This window comes from Bartonella sp. LJL80 (assembly GCF_054871565.1).
Genome location: NZ_JBTXLM010000004.1, coordinates 1 through 16,165, shown reverse-complemented (window position 1 = coordinate 16,165; position 16,165 = coordinate 1). Strand labels below are relative to the sequence as shown.

14 protein-coding genes are annotated in these 16,165 nt (G+C 48.4%); 7 read left to right on the top strand and 7 right to left on the bottom strand.

Translation table 11 applies throughout. The annotated features are described in order from the left end of the window. Window positions 1-40 precede the first annotated feature (40 nt). From ACYSNS_RS06920 to ACYSNS_RS06910, 3 genes are all read left to right on the top strand, one after another. Window positions 41-514, top strand: coding sequence for a helix-turn-helix domain-containing protein (locus ACYSNS_RS06920; protein ID WP_461722430.1), 474 nt, complete (start codon window positions 41-43; stop codon window positions 512-514). Window positions 515-742: 228 nt separating this feature from the next. Continuing rightward, window positions 743-1,444 carry a M15 family metallopeptidase gene (locus tag ACYSNS_RS06915; RefSeq protein WP_461722429.1) on the top strand — a complete coding sequence of 234 codons (702 nt, stop codon included), beginning with the start codon at window positions 743-745 and terminating at the stop codon, window positions 1,442-1,444. A 119-nt stretch (window positions 1,445-1,563) separates the two neighbouring features. Then, a complete protein-coding gene (locus tag ACYSNS_RS06910) occupies window positions 1,564-3,018 on the top strand; it encodes an APC family permease (protein ID WP_461722428.1) in 1,455 nt (484 codons plus the stop codon). A gap of 470 nt (window positions 3,019-3,488) precedes the next feature. On the opposite strand, the gene ACYSNS_RS06905 is transcribed toward ACYSNS_RS06910, so the two are convergent. Beyond that, entirely contained in the window at window positions 3,489-4,799 is a 1,311-nt protein-coding gene (locus tag ACYSNS_RS06905) for a UDP-glucose dehydrogenase family protein (protein WP_461722427.1), read from the bottom strand. Window positions 4,800-4,892: 93 nt separating this feature from the next. Between ACYSNS_RS06905 and pncA the strand changes: the two genes are divergently transcribed. Beyond that, on the top strand, window positions 4,893-5,501 hold the full coding sequence (pncA, locus tag ACYSNS_RS06900) for a bifunctional nicotinamidase/pyrazinamidase (protein ID WP_461722426.1): 609 nt from the start codon (window positions 4,893-4,895) through the stop codon (window positions 5,499-5,501). Window positions 5,502-5,719: 218 nt separating this feature from the next. On the opposite strand, the gene ACYSNS_RS06895 is transcribed toward pncA, so the two are convergent. Then, window positions 5,720-6,781 (bottom strand): DUF475 domain-containing protein, encoded by a 1,062-nt coding sequence (locus ACYSNS_RS06895; protein ID WP_461722838.1) that lies wholly within the window; start codon window positions 6,779-6,781, stop codon window positions 5,720-5,722. Between the two features lie 232 nt (window positions 6,782-7,013). On the opposite strand from ACYSNS_RS06895, the gene ACYSNS_RS06890 reads away from it, so the two are divergent. The 3 genes from ACYSNS_RS06890 (at window position 7,014) to ACYSNS_RS06880 (ending at window position 9,342) form a co-directional block, all read left to right on the top strand. After that, window positions 7,014-7,625: a YceI family protein gene (locus ACYSNS_RS06890; protein WP_461722425.1), complete on the top strand. Its 612-nt coding sequence runs from the start codon at window positions 7,014-7,016 to the stop codon at window positions 7,623-7,625. A gap of 114 nt (window positions 7,626-7,739) precedes the next feature. Further along, window positions 7,740-8,966, top strand: a complete 1,227-nt coding sequence (locus ACYSNS_RS06885; protein WP_461722424.1) for a cytochrome b/b6 domain-containing protein — start codon at window positions 7,740-7,742, stop codon at window positions 8,964-8,966. Between the two features lie 73 nt (window positions 8,967-9,039). Next, entirely contained in the window at window positions 9,040-9,342 is a 303-nt protein-coding gene (locus ACYSNS_RS06880) for a DUF2218 domain-containing protein (protein WP_461722423.1), read from the top strand. A 90-nt stretch (window positions 9,343-9,432) separates the two neighbouring features. On the opposite strand, the gene ACYSNS_RS06875 is transcribed toward ACYSNS_RS06880, so the two are convergent. The 5 genes from ACYSNS_RS06875 to ACYSNS_RS06855 form a co-directional block, all read right to left on the bottom strand. Then, window positions 9,433-10,371: a ketopantoate reductase family protein gene (locus ACYSNS_RS06875; protein ID WP_461722422.1), complete on the bottom strand. Its 939-nt coding sequence runs from the start codon at window positions 10,369-10,371 to the stop codon at window positions 9,433-9,435. Window positions 10,372-10,497: 126 nt separating this feature from the next. Beyond that, window positions 10,498-10,794, bottom strand: coding sequence for a hypothetical protein (locus ACYSNS_RS06870; RefSeq protein WP_461722421.1), 297 nt, complete (start codon window positions 10,792-10,794; stop codon window positions 10,498-10,500). 421 nt (window positions 10,795-11,215) lie between these two features. Continuing rightward, window positions 11,216-12,028: a deaminated glutathione amidase gene (locus tag ACYSNS_RS06865; RefSeq protein WP_461722420.1), complete on the bottom strand. Its 813-nt coding sequence runs from the start codon at window positions 12,026-12,028 to the stop codon at window positions 11,216-11,218. Between the two features lie 282 nt (window positions 12,029-12,310). Beyond that, window positions 12,311-12,838, bottom strand: a complete 528-nt coding sequence (locus tag ACYSNS_RS06860) for a hypothetical protein (protein ID WP_461722419.1) — start codon at window positions 12,836-12,838, stop codon at window positions 12,311-12,313. Window positions 12,839-13,007: 169 nt separating this feature from the next. Then, window positions 13,008-16,165: autotransporter outer membrane beta-barrel domain-containing protein (locus ACYSNS_RS06855; protein WP_461722418.1), on the bottom strand; the 3,158-nt coding region annotated here is incomplete at its 5' end.

Below are 16,165 nucleotides of genomic sequence, written 5' to 3'. Positions count from 1 at the left end.
CTGTGTCGGATGCACCACAGGACATTGCGGGAGAAAGTCCATGCCGATTATCACACCATCATCAACACCCATACCGTTAAAAGATGGCAGTGAAGCCAGCATGTCGATTGACCAAATTGTCGGGCAGAACCTTTGCCGTTTGCGCGAAGGAAGAGGCTTTGCGCAAGTAGATTTTGCCGCAAAAATTGGTTTTACCCTTGCGCAATTACAAGCCTATGAAAACGGCAACCAACGAATCAATGCCGAAGTTTTGCAAGATATTTGCGAATTTTTTGATGTCGCACCCGCTTTGTTTTTCAGTACCGAAAACGCACAGTTCAAATCCTACCTTAGCAGTTTTGTTGATGCCTTTCTGGATAAGACAATCAACCTCCCGCTCGACGTGAGTGCTGAAGACATGCTTACGCACATTCGTCGCTACTTGGCGCTCAATCCCGTTCAGCGCGATCAGCTCTACCACGCCATGGCAGCATGGCTTGTCACCAATCATAAAAATCAACCGCACGCACAATAGGCACTCAACAGCCGATTCCTTGTGTGATGCCAGTTACGCTGGTTGGGGGACCGATGGTATCAAGCACGGGACAAGGTGGCTGGGCGTTTACGGATTGGGAACACGTCCAGCCACCGCGTTTTTACGAACTAAATGGTAAAAGCACATTTTTGTATAAAACAGCCTGTAAATGCAGACAAAAATCCGTATAAAACCGATATGAAATTTATATATCTGGAGGAGTGATATATGAAGCCGCCTTTGAGCGATCAGGCTATTCCTGATTTACCCAGCCACGATTGGGATGTTGTGAGAAACATTGCTATTCGTGAAAGTGATGAACCTCTTGTCGAGATACAAGATGCGCCACGGCTGAAACAAGACCCGATCTATTTCAGGCATCAGATACCTTATGCCATCAATCACTGTTTCGTTCGGCAAAGCATCGTCGATAAACTGCATGATGCTGTTGCGCTTCTACCCGAAAATCTGGGCATTGTGGTGCTGGATGCTTGGCGTCCGCGGGCAGTGCAACGTGCTCTGCTGGATCAGGTCGGTGATGTCATCAAAAAGACCTATCCCGATCTGGATGATGCAGCATTTCAAACCATGTTGTCAAAATTTGTTGCACCAGCGGCGGCTGATTTTATAAGTCCACATCTCACCGGTGGTTCGGTTGATGTCAGCTTGTATGATAGAGTCACGGGGGACTATCTGGATATGGGGTCAGCATTCGACGAACCGACGGATGCGTCATTTACCAGTGCCTATGAAAGCCAATCCCAACATGCAGCCCACACGCTCCGTCGCTTATTATACAACGCGATGACAAAGGCCGGTTTCACCAACATTACCAGCGAGTGGTGGCATTATGATTATGGCAACCAGCTTTGGGCATTCTACCACGCAAAAGACTTTGCCATCTATGGGGAAGCAAAGCCCATTGCTTAAAGCATAAACACGCGATCATGATTTCTGATTGCGGATATATCTGGAACAAGGCCTAACATGAAATACGGATATCCGTTTTTAAAATATTAGCAGGGAACCACTCGGGAGAAGCAGACGACATGGCATCATCGTTGAATAAGTCATTGAGTTTCACATCATTGGTCATTTTGGGGTCAGCCGGTGTTATCGGCTCAGGATGGATCTATACGACAAGTTACTTTTTTGCAGAATATACGGCAGGCGGCGTTATTCTGGGCATGGTGCTTGCCAGTCTACTGGCATGCTGTGTAGCGGTAGCCTATGGAGAATTGGCGGCGCAATTTCCAAGAGCCGGCGGTGAAATTCTATTCACCTTCATCGCCTATAATCGCACGCTATCCTTTATTGTGGGATGGCTTCTCATTGGTGCCTTTATCAGCTCCACCGCCTTTTACATGGCGGCATTTGGCGGGCTTTTAAGCAAAGGCCTGCCGATATTAAAGCCGACAATGGAGAGCATTCCGCTTTACAACATTGCCGGCAGCCAAGTGTATTTTGGCGAGCTTTTGTCCGGCATCGTGCTTGTTGTTGTCTTCTATCTATTGAACAGTAAAAGCGTTGATGTCGGTGCAAGCACGCAGAAAATATTGTTCACGGTAAAGGTCCTTCTGGGTGTCGCGCTGGCTGCCGCGGGCATCGGCCTTGGCAGTTGGGACAATCTGTTTCCTGCTTTTACCGCAATCGGCCAAACACAATCCGATGTGGTGCACGGGGCTGCATCGACCATGCGGTTTGTTATTCCGGCCTTGACCTTTCTCACTGGTTTCAGTCTTGTTTCTCTCTTGGCTGAAGAAGCTAAAATCTCGCCAAAGAAAATCGGTGTGGCTATCGTTTTGACCATTATTATCGCCGGCGGCTATTACTGTCTGGTTCTGCTGGGCACCGCAATGATTATACCTTGGCAGGATTCTGCCAGTATGGAATTTGGCGCGATATCGACTTTCACCCATGCCGGATATCCCGCACTTGGTTATGCCGCCATGGGGATTGCCTTTTTAGGCATGGGAACCGGCTCCCTCGGTATGGCTATGGGCTGTTCGCGCATCATCTTTGCCATGGGGCGCGGCGGCTTGCTGCCGCAATTCCTTGGCAAGGTCAATAAAAACGGCGTACCGGCAAATGCCCTGACAATGACACTCATCATTACATTGGCGCTTGGCTGGCTGGGAAAAGGCGCAATGATATGGTTTTTGGATGCCGGTGGCGTCTATGTCGGACTGTCATGGGCTTTGACTGTTTTATGCATGTATAAAATCCGCCGTAAATATCCCGATAACAAGCGTCCCTATCAGGTATCCTGGTCCTGGATGCCAATTCTAGGGGCTTTCGGTGCGGTAGCCATTATCTGCATGACGCTGATGCCCGGCACATCCATGTCCTTGAAATTTCCGGAATATATTATTTTGTTGTTATGGCTTGTCGGGGGGCTGACCATGTATGCCATCCAGAGCCGGAATAATCATCTGACCGAAGAACAAGCACTTAAAAACATGTTGGGCGACAGCTATTCCGAAATCAAAAAACTCAGCGAATAAAAAACCGGCGCATGAACCTGTCCATGCGCCGTTTTTGTTGTCACTTTCCAGCCCTATGTTTGGCCTATTTTGTTCGGCTAATACGAAAGCCGCAAACAATGCAAAATAGGCCGATAAGCACCGGGAGATAAAATAGGTAAACAGCATCCATTGTGATGAAATCGTTGTGATGACAGGCGATAGCGGTTGTCGACATGCACCCCATGGCACTGAACCACAGAAAAAACAATGTTGACGCTACGATGACAACGATGCCGAACAGGATCAGAACTAATTTCATATGCAAGCGCTCTATTGTGCCATATCAGTCAAATTCATAGGTCCTGCCCTAGGCCGCGGTAACAGTTTAACTTTTCATTGCGTTGGTGTAAAAATTTTGGCTGAATAGGAGAAAAATCGCAAACGGTGTCGGCCACCGTCAAGAATTTTCGACGCATTCAGACAAGATTTTTGCCCAACCCTTTCAGGGCCTAGCCAATCAGCGGGCGGCCTACGGAGCTGTATTGCAAACCTGTGCCTTTCAGGTCTTCGGCTTTGTAAATATTGCGTAAATCAATCAGCACATTTCCGGCCATTTCACTGGCAAGCTTTCTAAGATCCATGGCTCGATACGCATTCCATTCGGTCAGAATGGCTGTCACACCAGCGCCCTTGGCTGCTTCATAGGGTGAAGAACACCAAACAACATCGGGAAAGAGCACCTGTGCTGCTTTCATGCCTTCAGGGTCGTGGGCTTGCACCTTCAAGCCCGACTGCTGCAATGTCTTGATGATATCAAGTGCCGGGGACTCGCGGATATCGTCGGTGTTGGGCTTGAATGCCACCCCCAGCACAGCGACAGTGTCTGCACCTTGGGTTTTGGCTGCTGCAATCAAACGCGCTCCCATTTCCTGCTTGCGTTCTTCATTGACCTGAATAACCGTTTCGATCAACCGTTGTGGTGCATTATAGCGCGCGCCGGTAGCGGCGAATGCACGGGTATCCTTTGGAAAACAAGAACCGCCAAACCCCGGGCCGGCATGAAGGAATTTTGAACCAATGCGTTTATCCATACCAATCGCGTGTGCGACTTCTTGAATGTCACCGCCGGTTTTCTCGCAAAGGTCGGCAACCTGATTGATGAATGTAACCTTCATGGCCAAGAAAGCGTTGGCGGCGTATTTAATCAATTCCGCATTTTCGAGCGACGTTATAACCAGCGGGGTTTCGCGCAGATAGAGCGGACGGTATAAGCGTCGCATGGTCTCACGGCCTCTTTCGTCTTCAACGCCGACAACAACGCGATCCGGCCGCATGAAATCTTCGATGGCAGAACCTTCACGCAGAAATTCCGGATTTGACACCATGGAAAATTCAACATCGGGGCGCGCTTGTTTCATCCTGTCGCGGATGCGCGCATTGGTGCCAACCACGACTGTCGATTTAATCACCACCACAGCACCCTGCTTCATGGCTGCTGCCACCTGATCGGATGCCTTTTCGATATATTGCAAATCTGCTTCGCCATCGCCGCGGCGTGACGGTGTGCCGACTGCTAAAAAAACCACATCGGCATCGCTTACACTGGCTTCAAGGTCGGTCGAGAATGTAAGGCGGCCTTCACGGCTGTTACGCGCCATCAACTCATCAAGGCCAGGCTCAAAGATCGTAACCTCGCCTTTTTCTAAACGTTCAATGATTGCAGGGTTGGCATCGACGCAGGTGACATCAAACCCGAATTCGGCAAAACACACGCCTGAAACGAGCCCGACATAACCGGTTCCAATCATGGTAATTTTCATCACTGTCATCCTTGCTTATCAATCTATCTGTTTGATATGACTGTTTCAGTCTGACTGCAACCGCCAAATGGACGCATATCACAGGAGAGCCCGATGTATAGTGAAGCGCTGATTGTTATAGATGTGCAAAATGATTTTCTCCCCGGCGGCGCGTTGGCAGTGCCTGATGGTGACCTTATCCTACCTGCGGTCAATGCGTTGATGATGCGTTTCAACCATGTTGTGTTGACACAAGACTGGCATCCGCATGACCATAAAAGCTTTGCGTCAAATCACGACGATCAGGCCCCTTATGACACAATCAATGTCGCCTACGGGCCGCAAACCTTATGGCCGGATCATTGCATCCAAGGATCGATCGGGGCGGCATTGCACGGTTCGCTTCCCGTTGATAAGGCCGATATCATCCTGCGTAAGGGCAGCAATCGCGACATTGACAGCTATTCTGCTTTTTTTGAAAATGACCGTAAGACACCAACCGGGCTCAGAGGTTATTTGAAAGAACGCGGCGTGAGAAAGTTGACATTTTGCGGATTGGCAACGGATTTTTGCGTCGCATATTCAGCGTTGGATGCTGTGCGTTGTGGTTTTGAAGCCAGCGTGGCCCTCGGTGCCTGTGCGGGGATCGATTTGAACGGTTCTCTCGACCATATGCTGAAAGCAATGAATGAGGCTGGTGTCGAATTGCTTATGGTGGGCTAGAGCAATTCCCGAAAAGTATGAAGCGGTTTTCGGATAAGAATTGCGGTTAAACAAAGAGTTAGAGCTGATCTATGACCCAACATAAAATGGATCTGCTCTAGCCGGCAATCGTCGCTTTCAATCGCAATAGACAAAACCAGCATCTCTTGAAAAATCGGCCCCTATGCGGATGGAAACAGCATACGGGCCAATCATCGCTATAATATTAAAACGCATTATTAATCGTCCTTAGGCACTTGCAAATGCCAATCAGGATGGTTGCGATTGAAGCGAATTGATGAATAAAGCGCTGTCAGGATAAAGCACATGCCGATCAATCCGGTGATGACCTCCGGTATATGAACCAGCGTTTGAACGTACATGATGACCGCCAGGATGAGGATGGCATAAAACGCGCCATGCTCGAGATAGCGATATTGCGCCAAGGTGCCCTTTTCAACCAGCATGATAGTCATCGAACGCACGTAGAAGGCGCCGATGCCCAAGCCAATGGCAATGATGAACAGGTTTTTAGACAGCGCAAACGCACCAACCACCCCGTCAAATGAAAAGCTGGCATCCAGCACCTCAAGATAGATGAATGCACCTGCCCCGCCTTTGTAAACCGCATCCATCGATGGTTTGCGCGCATCAAGGAATGCTCCCAGCCCCTCCACGGCAAGAAAGGTCAATAAGCCATAAATCGCCGAAATGAGGAATGTATGCTCATCGGCGTCGTTTACCAGATTGGCAAAGACCAGAATGAGGATCAAAGCGACAGCCACTTCAATACCCTGAATAGAGGCGAATTTTTGCGCACGGGATTCAATCAATTGTATCCAATGGACATCCTTTTCGGCATCAAAGAAATATTTCATGCCCACCATCAGCAAAAATGTACCGCCAAAGGCAGCAATGCCTACATGGGCATCCGTCATGATTTGCGCATAATGTTGCGGCTCCCATATTGCCAATTTAATTGCCGCCAACGGATTGATCCAAGCAGCAAAGGCAACCACTGCCAACGGGAAAATGATACGCATCCCAAACACCGCAATGATAATGCCCCATGTGAGAAAGCGGTGCTGCCATTCCGGAGTCATGTCACGCAACACGCGCGCATTGACAATGGAGTTGTCAAACGACAACGAAATTTCCAAAACGCCAAGAACACAACAGATAAAGAAAAACTGTAAAGCACCGCTCATCGTGCCGGTTTCAACAAAGCCAAGCCACCCGCCAAGCGCTAAACCGATAAAGGTGAATACAAAAGCCCAAGTAAAATAGCGTAAAACGCCCATCATCTTCCCTCTAGAACAACACCCGCTTGCGGGCCAATATCCCCAATAATCGATATAACTTTAAAACCCCAAACCGAACTTTATATGGAAAGAGTGCACGAAAAACGCAAGGGGCGTTCGGATAAAAGCCATTGTCTACTTTTTGAAAACAATCTGTATTCATTATGACTGTTTTTAATATCAATGACCTGCGCTACATTAGTTCCAGTTTGATACCATAAGGAGACCACCCATGTTCTTGAAAAAACCAATGATCGCCGCCGCAATTCTTTTCACCGGACTAACAGCCGCATCAGCTGCCACGATAGACGTACCCGCAGGCCAATATACATCTGATCCCGCCCATACCAACCTTCTTTGGAGCGTCAAGCATTTCGGCCTTTCCAATTATTATGGCCGTTTTGATACAATCAAGGCCACGCTACAGCTTGATTCTGCCGATGTTGCAAAATCGACGTTAAACGTCACCATCGACCCGAAATCGGTTGATACCAATTACCCAGCCAAGCCCAATACATTCAATGAAGAAATCGCAGGTGAGAAATTCTTCGACGCCGCCAAATTTGACAGCATCACATTCAAATCGACGTCGATTGAATTGACCGGAGAAAAGACCGGTAAAGTAACCGGTGACCTGACATTCCATGGTGTTACCAAGCCTGTGACACTCGACGTGACATTGAATGCTGCTCTAAACCCGCATCCAATGTCTAAGAAGCCTGCCATCGGCTTTTCCGCCACCGGTGTGATCAAGCGGAGCGAATTTGGTGTCAACACGCTGGTAGGCCCGGTAAGCGACGATGTCAATCTGACGATCGAAGCCGAGTTTGCACCAGCCAACTAATCCGTTTTCTGTGAGGATCGAACGTCAATCCACGGATTGATGTTTGAAGCCGCATTCCATGTGCCCTGCCCGCCTGAAAATGGGTGGGGTTTCTTTTATCCAAGGCGTAACATCATGTCTGTGCAAGCAACAAATTCCCGTCTCTATGGCTACAATTCCGGTGCCATGATTTTACATTGGCTCATTGCCTTGCTTATCATCGTGCAATTGGCGATGGGTTTCGCGATGGAACGCGTGCCACAGATTGCCGATTCATTGCGATTTTCAATGATTCAATGGCATAAAACATTCGGTCTTTTGGTATTGGCTTTAACGCTTGCGCGTATTGCGTGGCGTTTGATGAACAAACCTCCTGCACACGCCCCGATGTTGAAAATTGAGGCCTTAACCGCAAATGCCGTCGCTGCACTATTTTACATCCTGATGCTGATGGTGCCTATAACCGGCTGGATAGTTGTTTCCACCTCGCCAACAGCCATTCCGACGCTTTTTTTCAAAATTTCCGGCCTTGTTTGGCCGAATCTTCCATTGAATAAAAGTGCCGTTATCGAACACTATGCAGCCTATACCCATATGATATTGGCCTATAGTTTCGTGGTACTTCTGGGGCTGCATGTCGGCGGTGCGTTGAAACATATGGTCATTGACCATGTGCCGGAACTCCAGCGTATGGTGCCAACTCGTACTCTTCCCCGTAAACCGGTTGGTCGTGGCAGCGTTTTGGCAAGCTGGGCAATCGTCATTATTTTTCTTGGCGTCGGCCTTGGCATCGGACAATTGATGATACGTCCAAATCAGCCAGACCATAGCGTGCAACACGCTGCTCCAATGACGGCCGGATTTACACCCAATTGGGCAATAGACAAACAAACATCAACGCTGAGCTACCATTTGGATTTCTCCGGTACATCAAAACCGGGCAAGATTGGCAATTGGGATGCCAATATACGTTTCGATCCGACGAACCTTGGCGATGCACGTGCGGAAATCAGTATTCGTAGCGCGTCTATCAGCTATGATGATTCCTATGTCTCGGGATCAATCAAGGAAGCGGATGGTTTGGATATTGCACAAAATCCGTTGATTAAAGTCATTCTGACCGAGTTCAAGCATCTGCATGACAATGCCTACAGTGCCACAGCTACCATTACCATTCGCGGTGTTGAGGTTACGGTCGACGTGCCGTTCACCTTTATTGAAACCGACGGTGTAGCACATGTAACCGGCAATGCCGATCTTGAACGACTGGCATTTGGCATTGGCAAGCAGAATGATGCCAGCGGCCAATGGTTGGGCAAGACTATCCATGTTGAATTTGATGTGAAGGCAAAAGCGTTATAGACCATTGCCGAAAAGATGGAAAAACCTTATCTTGATAAAAATAATCAAGTAATTTTCGTCGAAGGAACAAACAATGACCATTCGCTCTAGGGCTCTTATAAAAACCGAACATGCCAGTAAATATCTCCAGCAGCTTGCCAAGCATTGGAGCCATAAATTCGAAGATCTCACTTTCGATGAGAAACAAGCGCATATCCCTTTTCGTGAAAATGTCACGCTTGATATGTTTGCTGAAGAGAACGAGCTGGTGGCACAAATCCTTACGCCCGATGAGGAAGATGCCTTGCGGATGGAAGGCGTCTTTGACCGCCATATTGAGCGATTTGCCTTTCGTGAAGTGTTGGACATCCATTGGCAACGTGAAACATTGGCTTAACGCATAGCATCACCAGATAAATAAACCGGCATCGAGGTGCCGGTTTAAAAATATAAATCCAAGACCATAAGAGGCGCAGGACGCGAACGCCTAACGATCGCGTCCCGATAGGCGGCGTTCATCGTAAGCTTTGATGTGCGTGTAGGCGAGCGACAAGATCGGGTGCTTAATGTCATATTTTTTGGCACGCGCCAGCAGATCACCCAAAACATGATCGCCTTCTGTTGCGTTGCCTTGCTCAATATCGCGAAGCATGGAAGCGGTCGCCAAAGAGTCACGCCCGCTTAAAAAACTTCCCGTATCATTCATCTTTTCGGCATCCAGCGGATAGCCTTCCGCTGTGGCCACGCGGTTGTTTCCTTTGAGAAATTCCGTGATCGCTTCTGTGCCGCCGTAAGCACGGGTGATTTCTCCGATATTGGCTCGCATCATGCATGTCATACCTGCCAATGTAGCCAAACGTACCCATTTGTCCCACATACGCTGCATGGCATCGTCAACAGCACGCACTTTGACGCCGCGTGCATTGTCAAACAAGCCTGCCCATTGAGATGCTCTCGGATCGGTCCCACCGTCCTGAATACCGAAAAAACCCAAAGCATCATTATTCAAATGTTTGACAACGCCGTCTGCAGACAAGGTTGCCTGAATCACAACACAGCCCGCCATGACACGGTGTTTGCCAAACTCTTCATTCAGCCGATCAATATGTGCCATGCCATTAAGAACCGGCAGCAATACGGTATGTTCACCGATGGCAGGGCGAATACTGGCAATCGCCGTATCAAGATCAAATGCCTTACAGGTGAGAAAAACGAAATCATAATCGTCCTTCAGTGTCTCCTGTGTTACGGTTTTGACCTGCAATTTGGCATTCCCAGCCGGGCTCTCAATTCGCAAACCGTTTTCAGCCAAGATTTTCTGGCGTTTGGGGCGCACCAAGAAGGTGACATCGTGCCCCGCTTCGGCCAATCTTCCGCCAAAATATCCACCGACCCCGCCCGCACCCAATATTAGAACTCGTGTCATGATCTTCCACCTTCATTGCCACCGTTTAAGGGGCGTATACCAGCACAAATCAATGCGTTGCGCAATTAAAGAAAAAACCCGGAAGCGTTAACTTCCGGGTTTTCTCAGATCGCGATGATGGGGAAATTACGAACCCTGATTGGCTGGCGAACCATCCCCAAAGTTTTTCATTTCCTGTTCACTGACGCCGTGCCGGGAAACAGGAGAGTTCAGATGACGTCCCGGATAATAGGAGTCTTCGACCGAGCCATCGCCACGATAGAAATAGGCTTTGTTGTCACCTTTAAATTGTTGGGCTGCAACTGAAGACGACTGACCTGGTACATAACGGTTTTCACGTGCACCGTCGCCAAAGCTGTTTCCTGCAAAAGCGCTGCCTGCGCTTAAAAGAACTGCTGCTGCAATAAGAACTGATTTTTTCATTTTTACTCTCCTTTTTACGTCTACCGAAAGGGCTGCCATCTGAAGCAAGCGCGGTCGGCTGTTTTTAAAGACCCCTTCAAATCTGTTGATCTGTTGTGATCTCTTGAAACAGAGATGCGCTTTTCACACGAGCTTTTCTATTCACATACGCGTTTATTGATCACGGGTTTGTGATGATGTTTTTAAATATAAAAAACAGATACTTAAATAATTCTACGATAACGCGATCCCGTACCACGTCACGGTGATCACGCGTTTTGTGATTAAACGTGATGGACTCGTCCAAAAAAATAGAGCTTGCCCGTATTATTGGGGCCGGCAATCGGAATTTAAGTAAACCAAGCGAAGAAAAACTGGTGCTCTAGAGCGCTTTCCGGCCTGATAGCATCAGGTCGAAAAGCGCTCTATTGTGCCATATCAGTTAAATTGATAGGTCCTGACCCTTGCCTAATTCCGGCCTGATAAAACGTCGGTTTTGCAAGCAGGGCAGCGCCGCGCGCACATCTTGCAGCCTTTGCCGATCAACGGTGGTCGTAAACAAGCCTTCGCCTGCGTTGCCTTGTGCCATAATAATTCCGAGTGGATCAACCACCATACTCATACCGATATTGCGTTCGCCGCATTCACCCGAAGCAATGAGATAGGAGGTATTTTCCAGTGCGCGGGCGCGTAGCAGAATCTCCCAATGGCTCTCTTTGCCCGGGCCTTTCAGCCAAGCGGCTGGTAGAAGCAATATGTCTGCCCCATCAACAACCAAGCGTCGGGCAAGTTCAGGAAAACGGATATCGTAACATGTCATCAATCCAAGTCGGAACCCGCCAAACTCGACGATAGGTGGCACCCGTTCACCGGGCACAACATTGTTGGATTCTTTCACCGCAAAAGCGTCATAAAGGTGCAACTTGTCATAATGGGCAATTATTTTACCCTGATGGATAAACAAATGGCGGTTAAGAACTTTGTCACCATCGGTTTGCATGTTGAATGTCAGTGATAAAGCAACGGAATTCTTGACGCTTATATCCAAAAGACCGGAAACGAAGGGGCCGTCTTCCGGCTGCGCCGTTTTAACAGTATAATGAGGGTCGGATGCATCGCGGGCCAATATGCACTCAGGCAATGCCAGAAAATTAGCGCCTTCACCTTCCGCCTTTGCCACCAAGCGGGTTATCGTTGCAAGATTGGTAGCATAATCCTTTGCCACCGCAAATTGTCCTACAGCAACTTTCATCATCTCTGCCCTCTCATCCAATGAGAGACAATCGAAACGTTCACGTTGCAATTGTCAAGACCAGTAAGATGCGCCTATCAACGTCAGCTCAATAACGAACCAACAATACGGCACAATCAAGCATTGCATGGTGCGCCGGATAAGCCGATTTTTTCATATTGTTTCTTCGGCAGCAACGCCATAAAGCGAAAGATTTTCCTGCCTTGCTGTTAAAGCCTATACCGCCTTTGACGGCAGGACTGTTTTGCCCCACCGTTAAAGGCGCTAACAAAAGTTTTTTGAATATTATAAACCTTGCGACAAAATTTCTTCGATCGCGGATGCCCTGTTATCAATGTCGGCGGCATTTACACCCGGTGCGAAATTGAGTGTCAGTACCCCATCAGCGAAAGAAACACCGTTTTTATAGTTACTGACGGGCGCCGTCTCAGCATCATATTTCATAACTATTTTATGCAATTTCTCTTTAAGTGCCGTCTTACCTTCGTCATCACGGGTAACAGATTGCAGAGCTTTTATAAGCGGCTTAAAAAACACATCCTTCAAATACCAGTCATCACCGAAATTTTCAGCAAAATCCTGTTTGAAAAAGCTTTCCCACATAGGTTCTACAGCAACATCGAAACCGGCAGCCTTTTGAACTTCTTTTAATAGTTCGGGATAAACGGTTTTTTGGTAGTTGCTTACAATCCGGCGTTCATTAAGACCTAGTCCCTGTGCTTGTACGGCAGATACGTGCCCCACAGCTACAGGTAGACTTAAACCTAGCGTCATCATCACTGAAAAAACACCCGATTTCCATAAATTTTTCATAACTATCTTTCGCTTTCTCAAATTGGTTCGTTCTTCAGCCGATGTCGAAACCATTGCCGTTGCAGTTGATATTGGCATGGCCCGTTTCCACAAAACCAAAGATTCATCGCAAAAAGGGCACGTGCTTCAAATTATTGGCGGATAACCAAGATTACCGCCAACTTCATCGTCAAAACTGGTAGCGCATGCCGGCATTAAACGTCGCGCCAGATATGCCCGCTTTTTCGATTTTGTTTTGGTAGGCGACATCGCCATAGAGCGAGAAGTTTTCCGACATTTTCGCATTGATGCCCAAACCGCCCTCAATGGCCGAACCAAAATCTCCAAGCTTGAAGTTGTCGCCAAGGTTCACTGTTCCGCCATCGCCAAAGCTCGTCAAAAGGTTCAGCTTACCGTAAACACTTACCACACGCCCTTGCGCCGTGGGCTGCAAAGTCTTGACCAAACGTCCTCCCACTCGCGCCGTCCACTGGTCCTGATCGCCCAGATCAACTCGGAAGTTGTCGATATCACGCTGCGTATCAAACATCAGACGCTGATAAACAAGTTGCGCCTGCGGCTCGATCACTAAACCTGCAATACCCGTTTCAAAAGGCATTCCCGTTTCAACGGATACAGCAAAACTGTCACCCTTGACCTTGGCCGTCTTGCCGCGTAGCGAGGTTGATACATCACCGCTAAAGCCGCCATAAGAGATAATGCCATCAACATAGAAACCATTATCACGCAGATAGGTGGCATAAGCCGATACTGTCCATTTATCGATATCATTCTTTTCGCTGCCATAGACATGCTTCGGCTCGAAAGACAATTCACCATAGCTGCCCGATAAACCAAAACGGGAGATACTGTTGGCCGTTTCAATGGCATAGAGGTTTCCGCCCGCCTGAATGGCAGCATATTGCATATCGGCATCATAGCCATAGTTCAAAGCGCTGCGGTTGGATGACGTGTCATAGGTACCGCCATAGGTGCGCAGGAAGAACTCTCCCTGCCCGCGGCTATCACCCATTTTGTTCTGACGGATCTCGCCAAGGCGGCTATGCAAATTGCTGATATCCATCAGGCCTGCCTGAAACAGCGCTGTGGGGGCCACAAGATAACTGGCAAGCTGGGGTGCAACCGCCTTGACAGGCGGTGTCGTTCCGCCACCGTTGCCGCCACCATTGGGATCAACGGGGTCAACAGGCGGCTCTGTCGGATCTACAGGTGGCACCACTGGCGGAACAGGTGGTTCTACATAGACGCTTTGCAGCCGGTAATCCCAATAGGGAGTGGTGCCACTCACTAGCCGCTGATCGTCAGCAGCCTCACCGCGTGAAGAACCGGGCCCATAAGCATAGATCGAATACTGATAGGGCTTCTCATTCATGGTTACGTATCCGCCGGCCAAAGCAAAACTGTTTTCTGCAGCCTGACCGGAAACCTGAATGATGGAAATACCTTCTTCGTTGGTGAAACTTTCCACTGATGTCGCACCACCTGGGCTTCCCGCCATCGTCACAATGTTTACCGTCGCGGTGCCGGTGACATCACCGTTTACCAGCAGACGATCAGTGAACTGGTTTGAAAGGCTTCCACCGGTGTTCAAATAGGTATTCAGCGTGACATTGCCATTGACCATGTCGAGCTTTGCCGTCGTCAGTTGCTGATAGATATCATCAACCGGTGCCGAAAAAGCCAAGGTACTATTGTTTAATGACAAGCTTGATACCGCAGATTTTCCATCCTCGCTATCGGGCCGCGTCACCGTCCAGACAGAATTGTTTTTCAGCGCAACATCTAAAGTGGTGTTACCGGCAAAATGGGAAGCACCGAAAAGCTTCGAATTGTCGGCATCAATCGCCACTTTGGTCGCATATGTCTTGCTTGGCTGTGTAATATTCACAAGCCCCTTCCCGCCGGAAAGGGTCGTATCTTTCAATATAAGCGTATTAGCGGCGTTATCGGTGAAGCTATCATTCTGCGTACTTGTTACTGCATAACCATTTTGCACATCCAATGAGCCGCCGATAATCGTGACCACATTTTGCGCATCATATTTATAAGAATTTTGATAAACAATACCATTTCCATTTGCGCCACTAACCGTCACATTTGTATCTGTCAGCGTAATGTTGGACGAGCGCAGAATATTGATCGCGCTGGAATTTTCACCAAGAACACTGACCTGACTTTTCTCAACCGAAATAGATGATTGGAAATCGGCAGAAGTGGCGTAACTATTGGTTGCTGTCTCGCTTAGATCAACAGTGACATCATTGAGAATAACACTTGACTGTACGTTGAATGCCTGCACTCCCGTACTGCTGCTGCCGGTGACCTTTATGCTACCATGTGTAAGCGAAATAAGGCTGCGCGCATCAGCATACACACCATTGCTTGATTGGCCGTGAACGCTGATGTCGCTGTTGGTTAATGTAACCGAAGACTGATATGTTGTGACACCATATCCGCGTACACCTTGCGTAACAATTGTCAAACGATCACCAACCACTTCTGTTCGTCTGTCACCTGTTGATGCAAAGCCTGTTGCCCAGATACCGGCAACAGAGTCACTTGTAGAAGTCAGCTTGCCATTGCTCAAAGTAATACTGCTCATGAAATTAGCAGTCACAACACCACCGGAACCATCTTGGCCAGTCGTGGTAAAGTCAAAATTTCTTGCGGTAGCTGAACTTCGATCCGACATTCCTGAACCAACATCAAAAGCCGCGCCAGTTGACGAAACTTTGGTGCCGTCGATAAGGCCACCTGCGCCTTCATATATATTGATTGCGCTTCCCGTCATGGCGACATGTTGCATCGTTCCGCCGTTTACCGTGAGAAACGAGCCGACATTTCCTGCATAATATCCGTTATTGCCCGTAAACGTTACGTTATTCAGTGTGACACTTCCGCCATTTCGAACTTGCACGCCGCTGACGACATCTCCAACTACTGTCGATTGGGTGTCGATGGCACCACCATTCATGACCACCTGACTGCCGCTATATTGCGCTGCAATTGCATTGGCACCGCTTATCTTGCTGTCTGCCAGTTCAATACGACCACCGGAATAAGCGAATACTGGAGCAGATAAGGTGCCAGACTGGACAGGAATTCCACCATCTGAAATTGTGAGATTAGAACCCAGAATTTTGCTTGAAGCACCGATAGCCAAAACGGCAGAACCGGAATAGGTTGCCCCTGTCGACGTATAGGTCTTTCCATCAACGGTAACCGTTGACCCATTGGAAACAGACAGTGACTCTGCCCAGAGCGGCTGCGTGCACGAAAGCGCAACACAAATAAATGAAACCGAGCCCAGTAGAGTTTTCTTCATGT

Bases quoted from the DNA above. Each gene is read 5' to 3' on its own strand.
- ACYSNS_RS06875 (WP_461722422.1), bottom strand. From the start codon at position 10,371: ATGACACGAGTTCTAATATTGGGTGCGGGCGGGGTCGGTGGATATTTT.
- ACYSNS_RS06865 (WP_461722420.1), bottom strand. From the start codon at position 12,028: ATGATGAAAGTTGCTGTAGGACAATTTGCGGTGGCAAAGGATTATGCT.
- ACYSNS_RS06895 (WP_461722838.1), bottom strand. From the start codon at position 6,781: ATGGGCGTTTTACGCTATTTTACTTGGGCTTTTGTATTCACCTTTATC.
- pncA (WP_461722426.1), top strand. From the start codon at position 4,893: ATGTATAGTGAAGCGCTGATTGTTATAGATGTGCAAAATGATTTTCTC.
- ACYSNS_RS06905 (WP_461722427.1), bottom strand. From the start codon at position 4,799: ATGAAAATTACCATGATTGGAACCGGTTATGTCGGGCTCGTTTCAGGC.
- ACYSNS_RS06870 (WP_461722421.1), bottom strand. From the start codon at position 10,794: ATGAAAAAATCAGTTCTTATTGCAGCAGCAGTTCTTTTAAGCGCAGGC.
- ACYSNS_RS06890 (WP_461722425.1), top strand. From the start codon at position 7,014: ATGTTCTTGAAAAAACCAATGATCGCCGCCGCAATTCTTTTCACCGGA.
- ACYSNS_RS06885 (WP_461722424.1), top strand. From the start codon at position 7,740: ATGTCTGTGCAAGCAACAAATTCCCGTCTCTATGGCTACAATTCCGGT.
- ACYSNS_RS06880 (WP_461722423.1), top strand. From the start codon at position 9,040: ATGACCATTCGCTCTAGGGCTCTTATAAAAACCGAACATGCCAGTAAA.
- ACYSNS_RS06920 (WP_461722430.1), top strand. From the start codon at position 41: ATGCCGATTATCACACCATCATCAACACCCATACCGTTAAAAGATGGC.
- ACYSNS_RS06915 (WP_461722429.1), top strand. From the start codon at position 743: ATGAAGCCGCCTTTGAGCGATCAGGCTATTCCTGATTTACCCAGCCAC.
- ACYSNS_RS06910 (WP_461722428.1), top strand. From the start codon at position 1,564: ATGGCATCATCGTTGAATAAGTCATTGAGTTTCACATCATTGGTCATT.
- ACYSNS_RS06860 (WP_461722419.1), bottom strand. From the start codon at position 12,838: ATGAAAAATTTATGGAAATCGGGTGTTTTTTCAGTGATGATGACGCTA.